The organism is Nonomuraea sp. 3N208 (assembly GCF_052245935.1).
Classification (GTDB): Bacteria; Actinomycetota; Actinomycetes; order Streptosporangiales; family Streptosporangiaceae; genus Nonomuraea.
The window spans coordinates 220,838-242,794 of sequence record NZ_JBQQBR010000008.1 but is presented as its reverse complement, the minus strand read 5'-3'; the positions used below and the strand labels follow the sequence as shown (position 1 = coordinate 242,794).

Genomic DNA, 21,957 nt, shown 5'->3' with positions numbered 1-21,957 from the left:
GTGGGCGGCCGGCGAGCGAGTGGGCAAACGGACGGCCGGGCAAGCGGACGGCCCAGGCGGGCCAGAGGGACCCCGTCGTGGCCGGCCAGCGGACGGCCTAGAAGGGCCCGAGCTGACGCCGTTCTCCGGCAAGCGGACCACCCAGCGTCGGACCCGAGCGGACCCCGTTCTGTCCGGCACGCGGGCTGCCGGTCCGGCGAGCATGGCGGGAGGGGCGTCGATGGGGCGGGTTGTCACAGCGCGGAGCGCCAAATGTGAGGGGAAGTCTAGGGAAAGTCGGTTTCGAGGTCGATGCCTTCCTCCTCCAGGGCTTCCCGGATGACGCGGTAGGCCAGGCCGGAGGAGTAGCCCTTGCGGGCGAGCATGCCCGCGAGGCGGCGGGTGCGCGTTTGCGGGTCCAGGGATCGGGTGGCGGCGAGCTTACGATCCACCAGCCGACGGGCCGTCTCCGCCTCCTGGTCGGGGTCCAGGCGCTCCACGGCTTCCTTCACCGTGTCGTTGTCCACGCCCCGGTGGCGCAACTCGGCTGCCAGGGCGCGTCGGGCCAGGCCGCGGCCGTGGTGCCGGGAGTCGACCCAGGCTTCCGCGAACGCCTCGTCGTTGATCAGGCCGAGCTCGGAGAACCGGCTGAGCACTGCCTCGGCGGCTTCCTCCGGCACGTCCCGCTTGCGGAGGGCGTCGGCGAGCTGGGCTCGCGTCTTGGGAGCCATCGTGAGGAGACGCAGGCAGATGGCCCGGGCCACCGACTCCGGGTCGGCATCGGGTCCTGCCCCGGCAGGGCTGTCAGGCCCGTCGGGCAGCCGGCCACGACCCCGTCGGCCTCTCTCACCTGACCCCCGCCCTCTCCGCCCGGGACGCTGGCCCTCCCGGTCAGCCTGTTGGCCCTCCCGGTCAGCCTGTTGGCCCTCCCAGCTCGCCCCGTGAGCATCCCCATCGGAACGCTGGGCCCCAAGGCCACCCCATCGCGCCTCCCGGTCAGCCTGCTGGCCCTCCCAGCTCGCCCCCTGAGCATCCCCATCGGAACGCTGGGCCTCCCAGGTGGCCCGTCGGGTCTGCTGGTCGGAACGTTGGCCCTTCCGGCCGGCTCGTGGTCTTTTCCCGGTCAGGCCGTTGGAGCGGTCGTCAAGGTGCTCATTGGAGTGATCGACGGGAAGATCGTCGGATCGGCGTCCTCTGGCCGGTCGTTCGTTGCCGCCGTCCGCCTGGACATTGGCGAACCAGCTGCTGCCGGCCAGCACCTCGGAGTGCCATCCCTCGCCTCCGTAGCCGCCGTCAGGGGTCTCGTCGCCGAGATCCCGTCCAGTGTCCGCCTGGTCGGCTGTAGGAGCGTTCTCTCCGGAGCGGGGTTCGGCGGAGTGGCCGCTGGTGTCGGCGGCTTGTCGGCCCTTGGGGCGCTCGCCGGTGGCTTCCTGCCACCCGGTGTCCGCCCGGCTGTGCATGGGGGCGGCGGGTGGGTCGTCCGCGGGCGGCGTGGTCGCGTCCCCCGTGTCGGCGGTTCCTGCTTCCGAGGCGCGAAGGCGGTTGTCGCGTTGCTCGCGCCACTCGTCGACCGACGGCCAGCCGTCCGACGCCGAACGAGCCAGGTCCCGTCCGCGCGATGGTGAGCTAGCCAAAGGCTCCTCCCCCTCCGGCGAAGGTGGCGGCGCGGGACCCGTGCAGGAACCCGCGAGGACATCCGGGCCAGGCGCCCCGAGTGCGGGGCACCTGTGGCCGGTTCAGGTCACTCATGGGACGGACGATCAGACGTCGCCCGGCTTGGGAGTGGACTTCGAGCCGCGGCCGGAAGGGGCGGCGGCCGGGGCCGGGGCGGTAGCGGCAGCGGCCTCGGCGGGGGCGTCGAGGCGCGGGCCCACGCCCAGCTTGTCCTTGATCTTCTTCTCGATCTCGTTGGCCATGTCGGGATGGTTCTTCAGGAAGTTGCGGGCGTTTTCCTTGCCCTGACCGAGCTGGTCGCCCTCGTACGTGTACCAAGCCCCGGACTTGCGGACGAAGCCGTGCTCGACACCCATGTCGATGAGACCGCCCTCGCGGGAGATGCCCACGCCGTAGAGGATGTCGAAGTCGGCGACGCGGAAGGGCGGGGCCATCTTGTTCTTCACGACCTTGACCCTGGTGCGGTTGCCCACCGCCTCCGTGCCGTCCTTGAGCGTCTCGATGCGGCGAATGTCCATGCGCACCGAGGCGTAGAACTTGAGCGCCTTGCCGCCGGTCGTCGTCTCGGGGCTGCCGAACATGACGCCGATCTTCTCGCGGAGCTGGTTGATGAAGATGGCGGTGGTGCCGGTGTTGCTGAGGGCGCCGGCGATCTTGCGCAGGGCCTGGGACATGAGGCGGGCCTGGAGGCCGACGTGGCTGTCGCCCATCTCGCCCTCGATCTCGGCCTTGGGCACGAGCGCGGCCACCGAGTCGATGACGATGATGTCCACGGCGCCGGACCTGATCAGCATGTCGGCGATCTCGAGCGCCTGCTCGCCCGTGTCGGGCTGGGAGACCAGCAGGGCGTCAGTGTCGACCCCCAGCTTCTTGGCGTATTCGGGGTCGAGGGCGTGCTCGGCGTCGATGAACGCCGCGATGCCGCCGGCCCGCTGGGCGTTGGCCACCGCGTGCAGGGCGACCGTGGTCTTACCCGACGACTCAGGGCCGTAGACCTCGACGATGCGGCCGCGCGGCAGGCCGCCGATGCCGAGCGCCACGTCAAGAGAGATCGACCCCGTAGGGACCACCTCGATGGGAGCTCGGGCGTCGTCGCCCAGGCGCATCACTGAGCCCTTGCCGAACTGCCGCTCGATCTGAGCGAGCGCGGTCTCGAGGGCCTTCTCGCGGTCGTTGATAGCCATGGGAGCTCCCCCTGGAGGGTCGTGGTCCGATCAGTCGAGTGAAAGCTACGACCTGCCACCGACATTTTCTGCGACTGCCGGGGAAGACGTGGCTCGGCGTTGTCCCATCTTAGCCGAACGACTGTTCGATCACATCAGGAACACGCAGGAATACACAGGGATACGCAGGTGCATATAGAAGCACGGGCCGCCGTCGATCGCCCGCCCTCCGGCCACCGTCGATCGCCCGTCTTCGGAGCGGTGAGGAGGCGCAGGGTCACAGGGAACGGCTTGGAGGGCATTGCTCGGGCCCGGCAAGGTGAGCTGGTGCATGCCGATGTCCAGGGGCTTAAGTATCGCGTCGGCCTGCTCGTACGGCAGCTCGGGCCACCCTGCTGCCGCTCGTACGGCAGCTCGGGCCATCCCGCTGCCGGCAGGCGCCAGAGGATGGCGCTCAGAGGCACCGCCACCGGTGGGGAACAGCGGCCCCGACTGGTTCGAGAGCTTCCCCTGACGATGTTGTCATGCGCGGTGAGCTGGGGAGACTCACTGCAGCGGCGACGGTTGGAGGCGGCGACGTGGCGAGCGGCTACACCGGGGAACGGCGCGCTCATCTCGAGGCGCTCGCCGAATTGCTGCCCAACCAGGGTCTGGTGAGCCGCATGGTCGGCGGCAACGATCCGGTGTTGTGGGTGTGGCACCCGCACACGGGCCGTCAGACGATCATTTTCGCCACTCCGACGAGCAGCGGATGGCAGTTCCTGTGGTCGGACGGCGGCCATGGCCGCGCGGACGACCTGGAGCGCACGGCCGGCGCGCTACGGGAGACCCTCGGCTCAGCGCAGCTTGGATGAGACGTCCTCCACCTGGCAGACGGCCCGCCAGACGGTCTTGGCGCTCTCCCCGTCGGCCAGCGCCTGCATGACCGTACGCCCGCCGAGCGGGGCGATCACGTAGTCGCGGGCCCACGACTCGGCGTACGTCTCGCCGAAATGAGCCTTCATCCGTCTCCAGAACTCCGTCAACCGCATGGAAACAAGTATGGAATCGCGCGGAGGGTGGGTAAGACAACCGCATGCCAAAGACCCCCAAGTCTTCACCCCCGAAGACCGCCAAGACGAAGGCCCACCGGGCCAGGCGCCGCCAGTTACTGCTCACGCTGCGCCTCGCCGTGCAGAAGGAGAAAGCCGAGCGATCAGAAAGGCATGCCGGTATCAGGCAGGAGCCCCGTGCGGGCAGGCCGCGTACGCGCAGGGCGTCGCGACGTTAGGTCACAACACCCGCGCGCCGTACATCTCACCGAGATGGTCGGCGAGCAGCTCCAGCCGGGCGCCATCGGGGTCCTTGAAGTAAATGGAGGCGCCGCTCTCGATCTGGTGCGGCACGCCGGCCATCTCCAGTTTCCCGCGCAACCGCTCCCACGTGGCGGGGTCGACCGAGATCGCGATGTGGTGCAGCCCGCCGAGCACTTCCTGGTACGGGCCCAGGTCGAGCCCAGGGAAGTCGAAGAACGCGAGCAGGTTGCCGTTGCCGATGTCGAAGAAGAAGTGGTTCGAGCCTTTGTAGTCGCGGTTCTCGATGATCTCCGTGAGCGGGAACTCCAGGAGGTCCTGGTAGAACTGGATGGTGCGCTCCACATTCGACGATAGCAGGGCGATGTGGTGCAGCCCGCGCGCGCTGCTCGATGGTCGGCGCGGTAAGACGTAGCGCTGCCTGATTTCCGCTCGGCGGGCTTCGATGGCCGCGTAATCAATGGTCACGGTCGCTGTATGTCCGCCAGAACCCCGCCTCAATCGCACGCTGCCGGGCCAATGCGATTTCTGTCGGTGGCGCGAGGCAGTATGTGCTGGTGAGCTCGCTAGACCAGTTCAGCCAGATGACCAGGCAATGGTTCACTGGAGCCTTCCAAGCTCCCACGACCGCCCAGGAGGGGGCGTGGGAGTCGATCTCGCGCGGCGACAACACCCTGGTCGTCGCGCCTACCGGGTCGGGCAAGACGCTGGCGGCGTTCCTGTGGTCGCTCGACCGGCTGGCGGCGGCGCCGCCCAAAGAGCCGCCCAAAGGGCCGCTCAAAGGGCCGCTCAAAGGGCCGGTCGGGAGCAAGGGGACGCGGGTGCTCTACGTGTCGCCGCTCAAGGCGCTAGCCGTGGACGTGGAGCGCAACCTTCGCGCGCCGCTGGCCGGTCTCAAGCAGACGGCGCGGCGACTCGGGCTGCCCGTCCCGGAGATCTCGGTGGCGATCCGCTCCGGCGACACGCCCGCCGAGGACCGCAGGAAGTTCGCGGCCAAACCGTCCGACATCCTGATCACGACGCCGGAGTCGCTGTTCCTGCTGCTCACCAGCCAGGCGAGGGAGGCACTGCGCGGGGTCGAGACGGTGATCGTGGACGAGGTGCACGCAGTCGCGGCCACCAAGCGCGGCGCGCATCTGGCGCTCAGCCTGGAGCGACTGGACGCGCTGCTCGAGCGGCCCGCCCAGCGGATCGGGCTGTCGGCGACGGTGCGGCCGGTGAGCGAGGTGGCGGCGTTCCTCGGCGGGACCCGGCCGGCCACCGTGGTGCAACCGCCGGCGGACAAGCGGATCGAGATCGAGGTCGTGGTCCCGGTCGAGGACATGACCGAGATGGAAGGCGGGCCGCGGGCGGAGGGCGACGACTTCGCCCCGGAGCCCGCCAACAGGTCGATCTGGCCCCATGTCGAAGACCGGCTGTTCGATCTCATCGACGCGCACAGCTCCACGATCGTGTTCGCCAACTCGCGGCGGCTGGCCGAGCGGCTGTGCACCAGGCTCAATGAGCTCGCCTACGAGCGGGAGCACGGCGCCGATGCCATCGACCTGTCGATCTGGGAGACAGGGCCGAGTGGCGAGGGGACACCCGGCGGCTCGATCCCGGAGCAGGGGCCCGGTGGCGAGGGGACACCCGGCGGCTCGATCCCGGAGCCGGGGCCCGGTGGCGAGGGGACACTTGACGGCTCGATCCGGGAGCAGGGGCCCGGTGGCAAGCGGGCCCCCGGCGGTTCTAGGTGGGAGCCGCCCAAGCGGATGCCGGCCGACATGATGGCGCAGGCCGGGGCGAGCAAGGGCGTCGTGACGGAGATCGTGCGCGCGCACCATGGCTCGGTCTCCAAGGAGGAGCGGGCACAGATCGAGGAGGCGCTCAAGTCGGGCCGGCTGCCTGCCGTGGTCGCCACCTCCAGCCTGGAGCTGGGCATCGACATGGGTGCGGTGGACCTGGTCGCGTGCGTGGAGGCGCCGCCCAGCGTGGCCAGCGGGCTGCAGCGCATCGGCCGCGCGGGTCACCAGGTCGGCGCGGTGTCCAAGGGCGTGATCTTCCCCAAATACCGGGGCGATCTGGTGCAGACCGCCGTGGTGGCCGAGCGCATGAAGAGCGGTCAGATCGAGGAGCTGCGCTATCCGCGTAATCCGCTCGACGTGCTGGCCCAGCAGATCGTCGCGATGACCGCGCTGGAGGAGTGGACGGTCGACGAGCTGGAGTCAGTGGTCAAGCGGGCCGCTCCCTACGCCACGCTGCCGCGCAGCGCGCTGGAGGCCACGCTCGACATGCTGGCCGGGCGCTACCCGAGCGAGGAGTTCGCCGATCTGCGGCCACGCGTCGTGTGGGACCGGGTCACCGGCACGCTCCAGGGGCGGCCCGGCGCCCAGCGGCTGGCGGTCACGAACGGCGGCACCATCCCCGACCGGGGCCTGTTCGGCGTGTTCCTGGTGGGCGAGCGGGCCTCCAGAGTGGGCGAGCTGGACGAGGAGATGGTCTACGAGTCGCGCGTGGGCGACGTGTTCGTGCTGGGCGCGACGTCGTGGCGGATCGAGGACATCACCGCCGACCGGGTCCTCGTCTCGCCCGCGCCCGGGCAGCCGGGCAAGCTGCCGTTCTGGCACGGCGATGCGCCAGGACGGCCGGCGGAGCTGGGCCGGGCGATCGGGCAGTTCCTGCGCGAGCAGGCCAAGGACGACTCGACGGAGCGGATGCGGGCGGCCGGCCTCGACGAATACGCATCGGGCAACCTGCTGGCCTACCTGCGGGAGCAGCGGGAGGCCACTGGCTACGTCCCCGACGACCGCACGCTGCTCGTCGAGCGTTTCCACGACGAGCTCGGCGACTGGCGGGTGGTGATCCACTCCCCCTACGGCGCGCGGGTGCACGCCCCGTGGGCGCTGGCGATCAACCGGCGGCTGCGCGAGCGTTACGGGGTCGACGTGCAGGCCGTGCACTCCGACGACGGCATCGTGCTGCGTATCCCGGACACGCTGGCCGAGCCGCCCACTGACGTGGCCGCGTTCGACGCCGAGGAGATCGAGCAGATCGTCACCGAGGAGCTGGGCGGTTCGGCCATGTTCGCCTCCCGGTTCAGGGAGTGCGCGGGGCGGGCGCTGCTGCTGCCGCGCCGCGTGCCCGGCCGGCGCAGCCCGCTGTGGCAGCAGCGGCAGCGGGCCGCCCACCTGCTGGGGGTGGCCTCGCAGTACGCGTCGTTCCCGATCGTGCTGGAGACGATGCGCGAGTGCCTGCAGGACGTCTTCGACGTCCCGGGGCTGGTGCGGCTCATGCGGGACATCGCGGCGCGCCAGGTGCGGCTCGTGGAGGTGGAGACCTCGCAGGCCTCGCCGTTCGCGGCGTCGCTGCTGTTCCACTACGTGGGCGCGTTCATGTACGAGGGGGACGCGCCCCTGGCCGAGCGCCGGGCGCAGGCGTTGGCGCTGGACACCACGCTGCTGGCCGAGCTGCTCGGCCAGGCCGACCTGCGCGAGCTGCTCGACCCCGACGTGATCTCCGACAGCGAGCGGGAGCTGGCCAGGCTCGACCGGCCGCTGCGCGACCTGGAGGACCTCGCGGACCTGCTGCGCTCGCACGGGCCGCTGCTGGCGCCCGACGTGAGCGTACGCGGCGGCGACCCGGCCTGGCTGGAGGAGCTCGTACGCGCGCGACGGGCCATCAAGGTGCGGATCGCGGGCGAGGAGCAGTGGGCGGCGATCGAGGACGCGGCGCGGATGCGTGACGCGCTGGGCGTGCCGCTGCCCGTGGGGGTGCCGCACGTGTTCCTGGAGCCGGTGCCCGATCCGCTGGCCGACCTGGTGGCGCGGCACGCCCGCACCCGCGGCCCCTTCCACTCCAGTACGGCCGCCGCCCGCTTCGGGCTCGGCGTGGCCGTGGTGACCGACGCCCTGCGGCGGCTGGCCGCGTCAGGGCGGGTCGTCAGCGGGGAGTTCCGGCCCGGCGGGCGGGGTGAGGAGTGGTGCGACTCCGGGGTGCTGCGGATGTTGCGGCGCAGGTCGCTGGCCCGGCTGCGGAAGGAGGTCGAGCCGGTCGCGCCGGAGACGCTGGCCCTGTTCCTGGCTGCCTGGCACGGCATCACCGGCACGGGTGGTCCGGCATCCTCGGGCCCCGGCTGGGCAGGACAGGGCGGACCCGGCGCCTCGGGGTCGGGCTGGGGCAGTGCGGGTGGCTTGGGGACGCGGGGCGGAGCCGGGGCGGCGCGGGCAATGGACGCGCTGGTCCGCTCCATCGAGCAGCTTCAGGGGGCCGCCGTGCCCGCGTCCGCACTGGAGACGCTCGTGCTGCCGTCGCGGGTGCCGGGCTACCATCCGGCGCTGCTCGACGAGCTGACCTCATCGGGCGAGGTCATGTGGGCGGGGCAAGGGACGCTGCCCGGCGGTGACGGGTGGGTGTCGCTCTACTTCGCCGACACGGCGCCGCTGCTGCTGCCCGACCCCGCCGAGATCACGATGACACCGGTTCACGAACGTGTGCTTGAGCTGCTGGGCGGCGGCGGTGCCCTGTTCTTCCGTGGCATCTCCGACCAGCTGGGGTCGCTGGACGACCAGACGCTGGTGTCCGCGCTGTGGGACCTGGTGTGGTCGGGGCGGGTGTCGGGGGACACGCTGGCGCCGCTGCGGGCCACGCTCGGCACCGGGCGTCCCGCGCACCGGCCCGCCACGACGCGGCGGCGCCGGGCGGTGCTGCCGACCAGGAGCGGGCCGCCGACCGTGGCCGGGCGGTGGTGGCTGCTGCCCGCACCGGGCGCGGACGCGACCCAGCGGGCCCAGGCCCAGGCCGAGGTCCTGCTGGAACGGCACGGGGTGGTGACCCGGGGTGCGGTGACGTCGGAACGGCTCCCCGGGGGATTTACGCCCATTTATCAGGTCTTGCGGACGTATGAGGAGAGCGGCCGGTGCCGCCGGGGTTACTTCGTGGAGGGGCTCGGTGGCGCGCAGTTCGCCCTGCCCGGAGCGGTGGACCGGATGCGCGCCATGGCCCCCGGCATCGCCCCGACGGGCGGCGACGACGCCTCGGCCTATGCGGCAGGACCTGGCACCCTGCCGCCGAGAAAGGGCGGTGGAACAGGGCCGCGGGCCGTGGTGCTGGCCGCGGCCGACCCGGCCAGCCCGTACGGTGCCGCGCTCCCCTGGCCGCAGCACCCGGGCGACGTCGGGCACAAGCCCGGCAGGAAGGCCGGGTCGCTGGTCGTGCTGGTCGACGGCCACCTGGTGCTCTACGTCGAGCGGGGCGGCAAGACGCTGCTGTCGTTCACCGACGACGAGCGGCTGCAGCCTGCCGTGGACGCGCTGGCCCTCGCCGTACGGGACGGGGCGCTGGGGAAGCTGACGGTCGAGCGCGCCGACGGCGCTTCCATCATCGAGTCGCCGCTGGCGGCGGCGCTGGAGGCGGCCGGGTTCCACCCGACGCCCCGGGGACTGCGCTTGCGCGCCTGACCTGAGGAGTGCCTGGGGTGGCGTCTGCCCCTGGCCGATCAGAGGGCGGTCAGCAGCCCGGAGTGGTGGGAAAGGTCGTGCAGAACGTCACGGGGTTGGCGTATTCGGCGCTCTTGACCATGCGACCGGCCCGTCACTCGAAGGCGTAGACGTACACGTTCCGGTACGAACGCCCCATCCGCGGTCGTGAAGTCGCCGAAAATATTGAGACTCAGTCTCGTATGATACTTAGTATCGCAGCGTCCCGGTCAATAGACTGATGCGTATGGAGCAGGGCTCGCTCAGGGAGCGCAAGCAGCAAAGGTCCCGAGAGGCGATCATCGAGGCGGCCCATGCGCTGTTCGAGGAGCACGGCTTCGACAAAGTCACGGTCGCCGACATCTCCGAGCGCGCTCAGGTCGGGCGGGCCACCTTCTTCCGCTACTTCGGCGACAAGCAGGAAGTCGTCTTCTCCGACGGGGGCGATCTCGAAGCGGTGCTGACCGAGGCGGGCCAGATCACCAGGGAGCAACCGATCGGAAACTCGCTTCCGGCCGCGCTGGAGGTGGCGCGTCGCATCGTCGTGTCCTACGTGCGGCGGATCATCGCCGAGCCCGCCGGCTACACCCGGCACGAGCGGCTGGTCGCCAGCCATCCGGAGTTGCTCGCCCGCAGCCTCACCAAACAGCGCCGATACGCCGAGCTCCTGCGCGACCTGCTCGCCGGCCAGGGCGCGAGCAGGGAGATCGCCGCCATCGCGGCGGAGATGGGATTGGCGGCCTACTACGCCGGGCGGGCGCTCGTGGGCGACGATCCGGCACGGCTGCCGGCCGCGGTGGAGTCCGTGTTCGACCGGCTCTCTCAGCCACGCGTTTGAAAGATCCGTGCAAATTCTGTACGTGCCGCCGGACAGTCGGACGTTCATGGATCGTGCGCCGCGCCAAGGCGGGAAACTGAGTGCATGGGGCCTCTGGAGCGCTTACGCGCGGACTTCAGCACCGGCAAGAACCTCGAGATCTACCTGACGGCGCTCATCGCGCTGGTCGTGGGCGTGCTCGGCGTCTTCAGCGTCGTCAACACGCAGGTCGTGAGCGCCGCGATCCTGGCCACACTGGCTCTGGTCGCGGTGAACGCGCTCGGCCCCCGGCACCAGGTCGCCGACCTCGAAGCGCGGGTGGCCGACCTCAACCGCCTGGTGGAGTCGAAGCTGGCCGGTGACGCTTTCCTGACCACCGAGAAGAAGGGGCTCGACGAGCGAGTCGCCCGCGCCGCCGACATCCGCTTCGCGGGGGTGACGCTGAGCCGCACGATCCGCGCTCACGTCGAGCAACTGCGCAAGAGCCTGGCCCGCGGGGCGTCGGTCCAGGTCCTGCTGATCGATCCCCAGGGCGCGGTCCCGGAGGAAGCGGCCAGGAGAAGCACGATTCCCGACCGATCCGACATGTTCGAGCACCGGGTCAAGTCCACGCTCTACCTGTTGCGCGATCTGGAGGGCGTGGAGGTGCGGTTCCTGCCGTTCGTGCCCGCGTTCGGGCTGGTGCTGCTGGATGCCCACGAGGACGACGGCGTCATCCACGTCGAACTGGGCACGCACAGCGCGGCCGGCCGGGACCCGTTCTTCACTCTCACCTCGCGTCGCGACCACTTCTGGTACGAGCACTTCAAGGCGGAGTTCGACCGCATGTGGGAGGTCAGCAGGGAGGCGACGAAGGACGACTGGCATCCCGAGCGGACGAAGTGACGGCGCTGTATACGATGGCTCCCGAGATGGCTGATGTGACGCTGGGCGCGGCCCACCGGACCTTGCGCGACGAGGTCACCGGGGAGCTGCGGCGCCGCATACTCTCCGGCGAGCTCGCCCAAGGCGAGCGGCTGGTCGAAGACCGGCTGGCCGCCCAGCTCGGCGTGTCGCGCAACCCGGTGCGGGAGTCCATCCGGGTGCTGGCCGCCGAGGGTTTCGTCGAGGTCGTCCCCCGCCTGGGCGCCACGGTGGCGTGCCTGTCCGCCGCGGAGGCCGAGGAGCTGTTCGACGTACGCATGGCGATCGAAGGGCTGGCGGCGCGGCTGGCGGCACGCAAGCGCACCCCGGCCACCGCCGAGCGGCTGCGCCGGATGCTCGAGCAGGCCAAGGAGGCCGTGGAGGCCGGCCGGCTCGAGGAGGTGGCCGACCTCAACACCGCCTTCCACCTGGCCGTCGGCGAGGCGACGGGCAACTCCTACCTGAGCCTCATGATGAAGCCGATGTTGCAGCGGGCGCAGTGGGTCTTCAGCCAGACGGCGTCCGTACGCGGGCCGCACTCCTGGTCGGAGCACCTCAGCCTGTGCGAGGCCATCGCGGCGGGCGACGAGGACGAGGCGCAGGCCAGAGCCGTCGCGCATGTGGCGGCGGCACGGCGGTCGTTCCTGGCGGCCATGGGCCGCTCATCGAAGCAGTCCGAAATACCGAGTTAACAACAGCCCGTAATCTGAACCCCTGTGAAATGTAAAGTCTTGTATACAGTCTCCTAAACCGGTTCCCACGGAGGCACATATGAGACCCAGGCTCCTCGCGGCGCTCGCCGTCCTCCCCCTCGGCCTGACGGCTTGCGGCGGAGGAAACGGCTCGAGCAGCACGCCCGCCGCCCCTCCCTCCATCGCCGCCGCCACGGCCGACAACCGGGCGGTCAAGGCAGGGGGCACTCTCAACGTGGCGCTCAACGCCGATCCCGACGCACTCGACCCGAGCATCTCGACCACGCTGGTGGGCCGCGAGGTGTTCGTGAACATGTGCGAGAAGCTCTACGACATCGACGCGCAGGCCACGCTGGTCCCCCAGCTGGCCGCCGCCCTGCCCGAGGTGTCCGGCGACGGCAAGGAGGTGACGATCAAGCTGCGCGAGGGTGTGACGTTCAACGACGGCACGGCGTTCGACGCCGAGGCGGTCAAGAAGTCGCTGGACCGGCATCGCACCTGGGAGAAGTCCGCGCGGCAGGCCGATCTGGCGGCGGTGTCCAAGGTCGCCGTGGTCGATCCCACGACGGTGAAGCTCACGCTGACGCAGGCGTTCACGCCGCTGACCGCCCAGCTCGCGGACCGCGCCGGCATGGTCATGTCGCCGAAGGCGCTGGACGCGGCGGGCGACAACTTCGGCGCGAGCCCGGTGTGCGTGGGGCCGTTCAAGTTCGCCGGCCGCACGTCGGGCAGCCAGATCGTGCTGGAGAAGTCCGCCGACTACTACGACGCCGCCAAGGTCAAACTCGACAAGATCGTATACAAGATCATCGTGGACCCGAACGTCCGGGCCGCGAACCTCAAGTCCGGCGACGTGGAGGTGGCCGACCAGCTCGCCACGACCACGGTCAAGGGCGTGCAGAGCGATCCGAACCTCGCAGTCGTGTCGGGCGGTGGCCTCGGCTACTACGGCATCACGATCAACACCGGCAATGCCGACGGTTCCACCGAGAAGCCCGGCACGGTGAACACGGCGCTGGCCAAGAGCCCGCAGCTACGCGAGGCCTTCGAGCTGGCGCTGGACCGCGACCTGATCAACAAGGCGGTATACAACGGCCTGCACGAACCCGACTGCTTCCCCGTGCCGATGGACAGCCGGTACCGGGCCGGGGGTCTGACCTGCCTCAAGCGCGACCTGGCCAAGGCCAAGCAACTCGTGCAGGCCAGCGGCGTGGCGACGCCGATCCCGGTCACGCTCACCAGCCCCAACGACGCGACCAACGTACGCCTGGCGCAGGTCATCCAGCAGATGACCAAGGAGGCGGGCTTCAACGTGAGCGTGCAGACCGCCGAGTTCGTCAGCACGCTGGAGCAGGGCAAGTCCGGCAAGTTCGACGTCCTGCTGAACGGCTGGTCGGGCCGTGTGGACCCGGACGGCAACCTGACGAACCTCATCACCAGCCGCGGCAGCAACAACTACAGCGGCATGTCCGACCCGGGCATCGACGACCCGATCAAGCAGGCCGCCGCCGAGTCCGACGTCGCCAAGCGCGCCGAGCTGTATGCGTCCGCCATGAAGAAGGCCGCTGAGATCAGGGGCGTCCTGTACCTGTACCACAGCAAGTACTACCTGGGCATGAGCAAGACCGTCGCGGGCGTCCAGTACTTCAAGGACGGCCTGCCGCGCTTCGTCACCGCCGGGTTCGCCGCGTAATGCTCTGGTTCATTCTGCGGCGCTGCGGGTCGGCGGTGATCGTGTTGTTCCTGGCCAGCATCCTGATCTTCCTGGGGGTCAGGGCGCTGCCTGGCGACCCGGCCACGGTCATGGCGGGCGAGGAGGCCTCGCCCGCCGTGGTCGAGGCCATCCGCAAGGAGTTCGGCCTGGACAAGCCCCTGCCCGCCCAGTACCTGGACTACGTCGCCCAGACCATCACCGGCAACTTCGGCCGCTCGACGCAGGACCAGCTGCCGGTGATCGACATCATCGCCGAGCGGCTGCCGGTGACATTGGAGCTGTCTGCGCTGGCCATGCTGGTCGCGATCGTCGTCGGCGTGGGCGCCGGCATCGTGGCCGCCGTCCGGCGCGGCAAGCCGGCCGACTACGTGGCCACCGGGTTCGGCCTGGCGGGGCTGTCGGTGCCGCACTTCTGGCTCGGCCTGCTCGGCATCCTGCTGTTCGCGGTCACCTGGCGGGTGCTGCCCGCTTCCGGGTATGTCCCCTTCTTCCAGGATCCGCCCGCGAACCTGCAGCGCATGATCCTGCCCGCCCTCGTGCTCGGCACCGGCTTCGCGGCGATCCTGATGCGGCAGACCCGCTCCGCCATGCTGGGCGCGCTGTCGGCCGACTACGTCAGGACCGCCAGGTCGAAGGGCCTGTCCGAGGTGAAGGTCGTGGGCGCGCACGCGCTGCGCAACAGCCTGACGACCGTCGTGACCGTGCTCGGCCTGCAGCTCGGCGCGCTCATCAGCGGCGCGGTCGTGACCGAGCAGATCTTCGTGATCCCCGGGTTCGGCAAGCTGACCGTGGACGCGGTGCTGACCAGGAACTACCCGGTCATCCAGGCCGTCGTGTTGATCACTGTCGTCGGGTACGTCCTGGTCAACCTGCTGGTCGACCTCACCTACGCGGCGCTCAACCCGCGGATCAGGCTGTCGGGGGCCCGCCATGATTGACCGGTTGTGGCGGCGTTTCCGCCGGCGGCCGATGCCGATGGCCGGGCTGATGCTGGTGACCGCGTTCCTGCTACTGGCGTTGGCCGGGCCGCTGGTGACGGGCGATCCGGCCGCGCAGGACTACGTGGCGACGCTGGCCCCGCCGTCGGCCGCGCACCCGATGGGCACCGACGACCTGGGCAGGGACGCCTTCGCCAGGATCGCGCACGGTGCGCAGGTGTCGTTGCAGGCCGGCGTGTTGTCCACGCTGCTGGCGATGGCCGTGGGCATCCCGATCGGGCTGGTCGCCGGTTTCTACCGGCGCTGGCTGGACCCCGTCGTGATGCGGCTGGTGGACGTCACGCTGGCGTTCCCTTTCCTGGTGTTCGCGGTGGGACTGGCGGCGATCATCGGGCCCTCGCTGAGAGGCGTGGTGCTGGCGCTGGGCTTCGCCCAGCTGCCGGCCGTCATCCGGATCACCCGCGGCGAGGTGCTGGCGGTCAGGGAGATGGACTACGTGGCCGCGGCCGTCGCCGACGGCGCGAGCGATCCCTACCTGATCTTCAGGTACGTGCTCCCGAACTGCGCCAACCCACTCATCGTGCAGGCCACGGTGGCCATCCCTGCGGCCATCATCGGCGAGTCCACACTGTCGTTCCTGGGACTGGGCGTGCAGCCGCCGACCCCGTCGTGGGGCGTGATGCTGACCACCGCGCAGCAGTACCTGGGCGACGCGCCCTGGCTGGCCATCTGGCCCGGCGTGATGATCGCCCTGGCCACGCTGGGCTTCAACCTGCTCGGCGACGGGCTGCGTGACGTCCTGGACCCGAGGAGCTTCCGATGAGCCTCTTGGAGATCGCCGACCTGGCGGTCGGTTTCGACACCGAGGACGGCCTGGTGCAGGCCGTCAGGGACATCTCGCTGACCCTGGAGGAGGGCGAGATCCTGGCGTTGTGCGGCGAGTCCGGCTGCGGCAAGTCGGTCACCGCGATGTCGGTGCCCCGGCTCCTGCCACCGGATACGACCAGGTTGTCGGGGTCGGTGAAGCTGGGCGGGCGCGAGCTCACGACGCTGCCCGAGGCCGAGATGCGGCACGTCCGCGGCAAGGAGGTGTCGGTGGTCTTCCAGGAGCCGATGACCTCTCTCAACCCATCGTTCACCGTCGGATACCAGATCACCGAGGTGCTGCGCAGGCACGAGCGGCTCTCCCGCCGGGCGGCCGGGAGCCGGGCCCTCGAGCTGCTGGAGCTGGTCGGCATCCCGGCGCCGCAGCGCAGGATGCGGGAGTACCCGCACCAGCTGTCCGGCGGCATGCGGCAGCGGGTGATGATCGCGATCGCGGTGGCCTGCTCGCCTCGCGTGCTGATCGCCGACGAGCCCACGACGGCGCTCGACGTGACGATCCAGGCGGGGGTGCTGGATGTGTTCCGCGACCTGCGTGACCGGCTCGGCACGGCGATCATCCTCATCACGCACGACCTGGGCGTGGTCGCCGACATCGCCGACCGGGCCGTGGTCATGTACGCCGGCCGCGCCGTCGAGCAGGCCACGGTCACCGAGCTGTTCGCCAACCCGCGGCACCCGTACACGCTGGGCCTGATGAAGGCCCTGCCGTCCGCCGCCGTCAACGGGCGGCTGGCCGAGATCCCCGGCATGGTGCCGTCACCGCTGTCCGACCCGGACGAGTGCGCGTTCCAGGCCCGGTGCCCGCGCGCGCAGGCCGACTGCCGCATGGAGCGGCCCTCGCTCGACCAGCACGCGCCCGGCCATCTGGCGGCCTGTTTCCACCCCGGAGGCAAGCAGTGATCCTGCGGATCGACAACCTGGTCAAGCACTACGGCCCGGTACGCGCGGTGGACGGCCTGTCGCTGGAGATCGGCCAGGGTGAGGTGCTCGGCCTGGTCGGCGAGTCCGGCAGCGGCAAGTCCACGGTCGGCAAGTGCGTGTTGCGGCTGACCGAGCCCACGTCCGGCCGGATCGAGCTGGACGGGCGCGACATCACGCACATGTCGCGCCGGGCCATGCGCCCGTTGCGCAGGGACGTCCACATGGTCTTCCAGGACCCCTACTCGTCGCTCAACCCGCGCTTCACCATCGAGCGGATCGTCGGCGAGCCACTGCTCAGGCACAAGACCGCCGACCGGCGGGAGACCTCCAGGCGCGTGTCGGCCATGCTGGAGAAAGTGGGGCTGCGTGCGGAGATGCGCGCGCGGTTCCCGCACGAGTTGTCCGGCGGGCAGCGGCAGCGGGTGGGGCTGGCCAGGGCGTTGATTCTGGAGCCAAAGCTGGTCGTGGCGGACGAGCCGGTGTCGGCGCTGGACGTGTCGGTGCAGGCATCGGTGCTCAACCTGATCACCGATCTGCAGCGGGATATGGGCTTTTCATGCCTGTTCATCACGCATGATTTGTCCGTGGTGGAATTCCTGGCCGATCGCGTGGCCGTCATGTACCTGGGCAAGATCGTGGAGTCGGGGCCGACGGCCGAGATCTTCGCGGAGCCAAGGCATCCGTACACGCAGGCTCTGCTGTCGGCGGCGCCGGTGCCAGACCCGGTCAGGCAGCGAGAGCGGCGCAGGATCGTGCTGAGCGGTGACGTGCCGAGCCCGGTGGATCCGCCCTCGGGGTGCCGGTTCCATACGCGGTGCCCGCTGGCGTACGACACCTGCCGGACCGACGAACCCCCGTTGAGTGGCACAGACCATCCGGCCGCGTGCCATCTTGTTACAGCAAGTCGATAAGGGAGAAAGCTTGTTCACCACTAGGCCCGAGCTGTCGGGCGACTTCGGCATGGTCGCCAGCACCCACTGGCTGGCCTCGGCCACCGGCATGAGTGTGCTTGAACGCGGCGGGAACGCCTTCGACGCGGCGGTGGCCGCCGGGTTCGTGCTGCAGATCGCCGAGCCACACCTGAACGGCCCCGGCGGCGAGGTGCCGATCCTGCTGTGGAGCGAGGCCGAGCAGAAGGTGTCCGTGGTGTGCGGGCAGGGCGTGGCGCCCGCCGCGGCCACCATCGAGCGTTTCACGGAGCTTGGCCTGGACATCGTGCCCGGCACCGGCCTGCTGGCGGCCACCGTGCCGGGGGCGTTCGGCGGGTGGATGCTGATGCTGGAGCGCTGGGGCACCTGGCGGCTGGCCGATGTGCTCGCACCCGCGATCCACTACGCCGAGCACGGCATTCCGGTGCTGGAGCGCATCGCGGCCACGATCGAGTCGGTCGAAGGATTGTTCAACACTGACTGGCCGACGTCGGCGGCGACGTGGCTGCCCGGCGGGCGCGTGCCCGCGCCCGGGTCGAAGCTGGCCAACCCGGTGCTGGCCGCCACGTACCGACGGCTGGTGGCTGAGGCGGAGTCCGCGGCGAGCAGCCGAGAGGGGCAACTCGCCGCTGCCCGCACGGCCTGGTACGAGGGGTTCGTCGCGGAGGCGATCGCCGAGTTCAGCGCCAAGACGGCCTGGCGGGACAGCTCCGGCGAGGTGCACGGCGGGCTGCTCACCGGCGACGACCTGGCGCGCTGGTCGGCATCGGTCGAGGAGCCGCTGACCTTCGACTATCGCGGGCACACCGTGTGCAAGACCGGGCCGTGGGGGCAGGGGCCGGTGTTCCTGCAGCAGCTGGCGTTGCTCGACGGGTTCGACCTGGACGCGATGGGCTACCTCAGCGCCGACTACGTGCACACCGTGACCGAGGCCGCAAAGCTGGCCTTCGCCGACCGCGAGGCCTGGTACGGCGACGCCCACGTGACCTTGTCCGACGCGCCCGAGTCCGGCACCATGTCCGACGCCGAGTCCGGCACCTTGTCCGACGTGCCCGAGTCCGGCACCATGTCCGACCTGCTGAGCGCGGCGTACAACGCCGAGCGCCGACGGCTGGTCGGCGTGGAGGCCAGTCTCGACCTGCGGCCAGGCGCTCCGGGCGGGCGCGCGCCGAGATTGCCGGCGTTCCCCGCGCCCGGCACGGCCAGCAGCGCGCCCGGCATCTCCGGGGCGGGCGCGCCGCAGGGCGTCGGCGAGCCGACGGTCGCGCGCGACGGGACCGTCCGGGGCGACACCTGCCACGTGGACGTCGTCGACCGCTGGGGCAACATGGTCTCCGCCACACCCAGCGGGGGCTGGCTGCAGAGCTCGCCCACCATTCCCGAGCTGGGCTTCTGCCTGGGGACGCGGGCCCAGATGTTCTGGCTCCAGGAAGGGTTGCCGGCGTCGCTGCGGCCCGGGACGCGGCCGCGTACCACGCTGTCGCCGTCGTTCGCGCTCAGGGACGGGCGGCCGTGGCTGGCGTTCGGCACGCCGGGCGGCGACCAGCAGGACCAGTGGAGCGTGAACTTCTTCCTCGCCGTCGTCCACGGCCGCCTCAACCTGCAGGAGGCCATCGACGCGCCGATGTTCCACTCCGAGCACTTCCCCAGCTCGTTCTTCCCGCGCGGCTCCCGCCCCGGCGTCCTGCACGCCGAGGATCGCCTGGACCCGGACGTGGTGGCGGAGCTGCGGCGGCGCGGGCACGAGGTCGAGCTCCAGGGCTCGTGGACGCTGGGCAGGCTCAGCGCGGTGGCCCGTGACGGCGCCTTCCTCAAGGCCGCAGCCAACCCGCGGGGTGCTCAGGGCTACGCCGTCGGCCGATGACAGATCTGCTCTTCCTGATGGTGGCCGGCCTGCTGGCCGGGATGGTGAACGCCCTGGCCGGCGGCGGCACCCTCATCTCTTTCCCCGCCCTCGTGGCGTTCGGCTATCCGAGCCTGACCGCGTCCGTGACGAACGCGGTGGCGTTGTGGCCGGGATACCTGGGCGGCGTGCTCGGTTACCGGGCCGAGCTGCGCGGGCAGCGGCGCAGGGCGGCGGCGCTCGGGGCCACGGCCGTGCTGGGCGCGGCCGCCGGCAGCGCGTTGTTGCTGCTGACGCCGGGCCGGTTGTTCGAGTCGATCGTCCCGTGGCTGGTCGGGTTCGCCAGCCTCGCGCTGCTGGCGCAGCCGTGGCTGCGCAGGCACTTCGTCGGCGACGGGCCGCCGAGCCGGCTCGTCTACGCCGGGGTGCTACTGGGCGGGTGCTACGGGGCGTACTTCAACGGCGGCATGGGCGTGCTGCTGCTGACCGTGCTCGGCATGTTCCTGCACGACGGGCTGCACCGGGTGAACGCCGTGCGCGCAGTGCTCGCGCTGGTGATCAGCACGGTGTCGGTGGTGGCGTTCTCGTTGTTCGGTGCCGTGCAGTGGCAGGCGGTGGTGGTGATCGCGCCGGCCAGCCTGGTGGGAGGTCTGCTCGGCACGCGGGTGGCCCGGCTCATGTCCGCCAAGGTCCTGAGAGGGGTGGTCGTCGCCTTCGGGCTGGGGGTGGCCGTCGCGCTCGCCCTACGGTGACCTCCCGGCCGCCGGCCGCGCACCAGTAGGCGGGGCGAGCGCTCAGGCCGGACCGTAGAGGGCGTGGGGTGAGCCGGTCATCAGCGCCCAGTAGCGGTCGCCGTAGGACCAGTGCCACCACTCCGTGGGGTAGTTGACCAGGCCCGCCGATTCCAGAGCCGAGGCGAGGATCTTGCGGTTCCCGCGGGCGTCCCCCGAGATCCCGGAGGCGGCGGTGTAACACCCGCCGGCACTCTGCTCAGGGGTTTCGTTGATCGCGGTGCCCATGTCGTATTCGGTGCCGTCGGCGGCGCAGAGCGTGAGATCCACGGCCGCCCCCGCGGTGTGCGGGGCGACCTCGACCGGCGAGACGTACCGGCTGGCGGCCGCATCCAGCTCGCCGGGCGTCATGCTGGGAAACCGCTGGGCGAGCTCGGCGCGGTAGTCGTCGTAGGTCTGGCGCTGGTTCGCGATGGACCGGTGGCCTTCGACGATCAGGAGGTGGTATCCGGCGGGCAGTTCCTTCTCCGCCCGTTCGAGCCGGTCGAGCAGGCCGTCGCGCAGGCGGCCGTACGCGCCCTCCTCATCGGCCATCCGGTCGTCGAGTCGCAACCGTCCCCGCACCTCGACCAGCGGCTCCCCGTTGTCGTGCACGGGGATGGCGGTCACGCGCGGGTCCGAGATCAGGACGATGCCGTCTGGGGGATGCCACATGGGCAGAAATTCTCACACAGTGTCGGAGAAAACCTGCTCTCGGGCCTGCTCCAGCGCAGCGACCAGGGCGCCGCGCAGCACGGGGTTCCCGGCGACTCCCGTGGTGACCACGCTGGGCCGCGTCGGGCAGACCTTTGCCACCGCCTCCTCGACTCTGGCGGCCAGCTCAGGACCCCCGGCCCGCCCGATGTCGCCGGCGAGCACGATGAGCCCGGGGTCCAGCACGACGGTGACGGCCGCGACGCCGACGGCCAGCCGATCCGCGACGGCGTCGAGGAAGCCGGAACGCCCGTCGGCGACGGCCGCACGGACCAGGTCGGCGCTCGGCCGCACGCTCATGCCGTGCCCCCTGGCCAGTCCGTCCAGCGCCGCCTGACCCACCAGCCGCTGATAGGAGCCCGACTGCGGCTTGGTGACGTCGGCCGGCAGCGGCTCGCCGGGCACAGGCAGCCAGCCGATCTCGCCCGCGCCGCCGGTGTTGCCGCGGTGCAGGCGGCCGCCGAGCATGACCCCCAGGCCCTGGCCGACTCCGGCCCAGAGGACCACGAAGTCGTCGACGCCGACGGCGGCGCCGTAACGGTGCTCGGCCAGGGCGACGAGGTTGACGTCGTTCTCGATGGTCACCGAAGCGCCGAGGGCCCCGCGCAGGCTGGCCAGCACGCCGGCGTGCCAGGCCGGCAGGTCGTAGGAGAAACGCACGTCGCCGGTGCCCGGATCGACCACGCCGCGAGTGCCGATGACGAACGAGCGCAACTGCGGCAGCGTGATCCTGGCCGCCTCGCAGGCCCGCCGTACGGCCTGGTGCACGGTGGCGACCGGGTCGCCGTCGGTCGGATTGACCACGACCTCGACAACGGTCCTGCCGGTGATGTCGGCCACACCGACGGTGATGGCGTCGGGCAGCACCTCGAGGCCGGCGACGTGCGCGCTGGAGGGCACCACGCCGTAGAGAGCGGCGTTGGGCCCGCGCCCGCCGGCCCGCTCGCCGGCGACCTCCACCAGCCCTCTCTCCTCCAGCCTGGCGAGCAGCTGTCCCGCGGTCACCTTGGAAAGCCCGGTGCGTTCGCCCAGCTCAGCACGGGTGAGCGGCCCCTCGGAGAGAAGGAGCTCCAGGGCCGCCCGGTCGTTCAGGCGGCGCAACAGCCGTGGCACACCAGGATTCCGTGTCACGGGACCTCTCCCCTCTGGCAACGAAACGCTAACGGCAGTTTCTTTTAAGAAAGTTTCTTGTTAGTTTAGCACCAATTCGACAACTGACGATCAGCCAGGTGCGGACCACAGGCTCAGCACCCGATGAGCGCAGACCCGA

Annotated in this window: 18 protein-coding genes; 12 read left to right on the top strand and 6 right to left on the bottom strand. The window is 70.7% G+C overall.

Going from position 1 to position 21,957, the window contains the following annotated elements; all coding sequences use genetic code 11:
* Positions 1-266: 266 nt before the first annotated feature.
* Both recX and recA read right to left on the bottom strand, forming a co-directional pair.
* Positions 267-800, bottom strand: a complete 534-nt coding sequence (gene recX / locus ACTWPT_RS14720; protein ID WP_443177999.1) for a recombination regulator RecX — start codon at positions 798-800, stop codon at positions 267-269.
* 939 nt (positions 801-1,739) lie between these two features.
* The gene (recA, locus tag ACTWPT_RS14715) at positions 1,740-2,837 is read right to left on the bottom strand and encodes a recombinase RecA (RefSeq protein WP_443177904.1); all 1,098 of its coding nucleotides are present in this window, start codon (positions 2,835-2,837) and stop codon (positions 1,740-1,742) included.
* 503 nt (positions 2,838-3,340) lie between these two features.
* On the opposite strand from recA, the gene ACTWPT_RS14710 reads away from it, so the two are divergent.
* The gene (locus ACTWPT_RS14710; protein WP_443177903.1) at positions 3,341-3,670 is read left to right on the top strand and encodes a hypothetical protein; all 330 of its coding nucleotides are present in this window, start codon (positions 3,341-3,343) and stop codon (positions 3,668-3,670) included.
* Here the strand turns inward: ACTWPT_RS14710 and ACTWPT_RS14705 are convergent.
* Positions 3,653-3,847, bottom strand: coding sequence for a DUF3046 domain-containing protein (locus ACTWPT_RS14705; protein ID WP_443177902.1), 195 nt, complete (start codon positions 3,845-3,847; stop codon positions 3,653-3,655). The genes ACTWPT_RS14710 and ACTWPT_RS14705 overlap by 18 nt on opposite strands.
* A gap of 240 nt (positions 3,848-4,087) precedes the next feature.
* A complete protein-coding gene (locus ACTWPT_RS14700; protein WP_305923405.1) occupies positions 4,088-4,576 on the bottom strand; it encodes a VOC family protein in 489 nt (162 codons plus the stop codon).
* A gap of 116 nt (positions 4,577-4,692) precedes the next feature.
* Here ACTWPT_RS14700 and ACTWPT_RS14695 point away from each other — a divergent pair, with 116 nt between their 5' ends.
* The 11 genes from ACTWPT_RS14695 to ACTWPT_RS14645 all read left to right on the top strand — a co-directional run bounded on the left by ACTWPT_RS14695 (position 4,693) and on the right by ACTWPT_RS14645 (position 19,955).
* Positions 4,693-9,543 (top strand): Lhr family helicase, encoded by a 4,851-nt coding sequence (locus tag ACTWPT_RS14695; RefSeq protein ID WP_443177998.1) that lies wholly within the window; start codon positions 4,693-4,695, stop codon positions 9,541-9,543.
* Positions 9,544-9,808: 265 nt separating this feature from the next.
* The gene (locus ACTWPT_RS14690) at positions 9,809-10,399 is read left to right on the top strand and encodes a TetR/AcrR family transcriptional regulator (RefSeq protein ID WP_443177901.1); all 591 of its coding nucleotides are present in this window, start codon (positions 9,809-9,811) and stop codon (positions 10,397-10,399) included.
* A gap of 84 nt (positions 10,400-10,483) precedes the next feature.
* Positions 10,484-11,263: a hypothetical protein gene (locus ACTWPT_RS14685; protein ID WP_443177900.1), complete on the top strand. Its 780-nt coding sequence runs from the start codon at positions 10,484-10,486 to the stop codon at positions 11,261-11,263.
* A 26-nt stretch (positions 11,264-11,289) separates the two neighbouring features.
* Complete coding sequence (locus ACTWPT_RS14680; protein WP_443177899.1) at positions 11,290-11,973, top strand: GntR family transcriptional regulator; 684 nt, start codon at positions 11,290-11,292, stop codon at positions 11,971-11,973.
* A gap of 79 nt (positions 11,974-12,052) precedes the next feature.
* Positions 12,053-13,666, top strand: coding sequence for an ABC transporter substrate-binding protein (locus tag ACTWPT_RS14675; RefSeq protein WP_443177898.1), 1,614 nt, complete (start codon positions 12,053-12,055; stop codon positions 13,664-13,666).
* Positions 13,666-14,625: an ABC transporter permease gene (locus tag ACTWPT_RS14670; protein ID WP_443177897.1), complete on the top strand. Its 960-nt coding sequence runs from the start codon at positions 13,666-13,668 to the stop codon at positions 14,623-14,625. The genes ACTWPT_RS14675 and ACTWPT_RS14670 overlap by 1 nt, the downstream gene beginning before the upstream one ends.
* The gene (locus ACTWPT_RS14665) at positions 14,618-15,448 is read left to right on the top strand and encodes an ABC transporter permease (protein ID WP_443177896.1); all 831 of its coding nucleotides are present in this window, start codon (positions 14,618-14,620) and stop codon (positions 15,446-15,448) included. The genes ACTWPT_RS14670 and ACTWPT_RS14665 overlap by 8 nt, the downstream gene beginning before the upstream one ends.
* Positions 15,445-16,410 (top strand): ABC transporter ATP-binding protein, encoded by a 966-nt coding sequence (locus ACTWPT_RS14660; RefSeq protein WP_443177895.1) that lies wholly within the window; start codon positions 15,445-15,447, stop codon positions 16,408-16,410. Before ACTWPT_RS14665 ends, ACTWPT_RS14660 begins: the two co-directional genes overlap by 4 nt.
* Positions 16,407-17,342, top strand: coding sequence for an ABC transporter ATP-binding protein (locus ACTWPT_RS14655; RefSeq protein WP_443177894.1), 936 nt, complete (start codon positions 16,407-16,409; stop codon positions 17,340-17,342). Before ACTWPT_RS14660 ends, ACTWPT_RS14655 begins: the two co-directional genes overlap by 4 nt.
* A gap of 49 nt (positions 17,343-17,391) precedes the next feature.
* Entirely contained in the window at positions 17,392-19,224 is a 1,833-nt protein-coding gene (locus tag ACTWPT_RS14650) for a gamma-glutamyltransferase family protein (RefSeq protein ID WP_443177997.1), read from the top strand.
* The gene (locus tag ACTWPT_RS14645; RefSeq protein WP_443177893.1) at positions 19,221-19,955 is read left to right on the top strand and encodes a sulfite exporter TauE/SafE family protein; all 735 of its coding nucleotides are present in this window, start codon (positions 19,221-19,223) and stop codon (positions 19,953-19,955) included. The genes ACTWPT_RS14650 and ACTWPT_RS14645 overlap by 4 nt, the downstream gene beginning before the upstream one ends.
* Before the next feature lie 42 nt (positions 19,956-19,997).
* On the opposite strand, the gene ACTWPT_RS14640 is transcribed toward ACTWPT_RS14645, so the two are convergent.
* Both ACTWPT_RS14640 and ACTWPT_RS14635 read right to left on the bottom strand, forming a co-directional pair.
* Positions 19,998-20,648 (bottom strand): M15 family metallopeptidase, encoded by a 651-nt coding sequence (locus tag ACTWPT_RS14640; RefSeq protein WP_443177892.1) that lies wholly within the window; start codon positions 20,646-20,648, stop codon positions 19,998-20,000.
* Between the two features lie 12 nt (positions 20,649-20,660).
* The gene (locus tag ACTWPT_RS14635; protein WP_443177891.1) at positions 20,661-21,818 is read right to left on the bottom strand and encodes an ROK family protein; all 1,158 of its coding nucleotides are present in this window, start codon (positions 21,816-21,818) and stop codon (positions 20,661-20,663) included.
* Positions 21,819-21,957: the final 139 nt, after the last annotated feature.

Coding starts and splice junctions, on each gene's coding strand:
- recA (WP_443177904.1), bottom strand. CDS start 2,837: ATGGCTATCAACGACCGCGAGAAGGCCCTCGAGACCGCGCTCGCTCAG.
- ACTWPT_RS14710 (WP_443177903.1), top strand. CDS start 3,341: ATGCGCGGTGAGCTGGGGAGACTCACTGCAGCGGCGACGGTTGGAGGC.
- ACTWPT_RS14705 (WP_443177902.1), bottom strand. CDS start 3,847: ATGCGGTTGACGGAGTTCTGGAGACGGATGAAGGCTCATTTCGGCGAG.
- ACTWPT_RS14695 (WP_443177998.1), top strand. CDS start 4,693: ATGACCAGGCAATGGTTCACTGGAGCCTTCCAAGCTCCCACGACCGCC.
- ACTWPT_RS14690 (WP_443177901.1), top strand. CDS start 9,809: ATGGAGCAGGGCTCGCTCAGGGAGCGCAAGCAGCAAAGGTCCCGAGAG.
- ACTWPT_RS14685 (WP_443177900.1), top strand. CDS start 10,484: ATGGGGCCTCTGGAGCGCTTACGCGCGGACTTCAGCACCGGCAAGAAC.
- ACTWPT_RS14680 (WP_443177899.1), top strand. CDS start 11,290: ATGGCTGATGTGACGCTGGGCGCGGCCCACCGGACCTTGCGCGACGAG.
- ACTWPT_RS14675 (WP_443177898.1), top strand. CDS start 12,053: ATGAGACCCAGGCTCCTCGCGGCGCTCGCCGTCCTCCCCCTCGGCCTG.
- ACTWPT_RS14670 (WP_443177897.1), top strand. CDS start 13,666: ATGCTCTGGTTCATTCTGCGGCGCTGCGGGTCGGCGGTGATCGTGTTG.
- ACTWPT_RS14665 (WP_443177896.1), top strand. CDS start 14,618: ATGATTGACCGGTTGTGGCGGCGTTTCCGCCGGCGGCCGATGCCGATG.
- ACTWPT_RS14660 (WP_443177895.1), top strand. CDS start 15,445: ATGAGCCTCTTGGAGATCGCCGACCTGGCGGTCGGTTTCGACACCGAG.
- ACTWPT_RS14650 (WP_443177997.1), top strand. CDS start 17,392: ATGGTCGCCAGCACCCACTGGCTGGCCTCGGCCACCGGCATGAGTGTG.
- ACTWPT_RS14645 (WP_443177893.1), top strand. CDS start 19,221: ATGACAGATCTGCTCTTCCTGATGGTGGCCGGCCTGCTGGCCGGGATG.
- ACTWPT_RS14640 (WP_443177892.1), bottom strand. CDS start 20,648: ATGTGGCATCCCCCAGACGGCATCGTCCTGATCTCGGACCCGCGCGTG.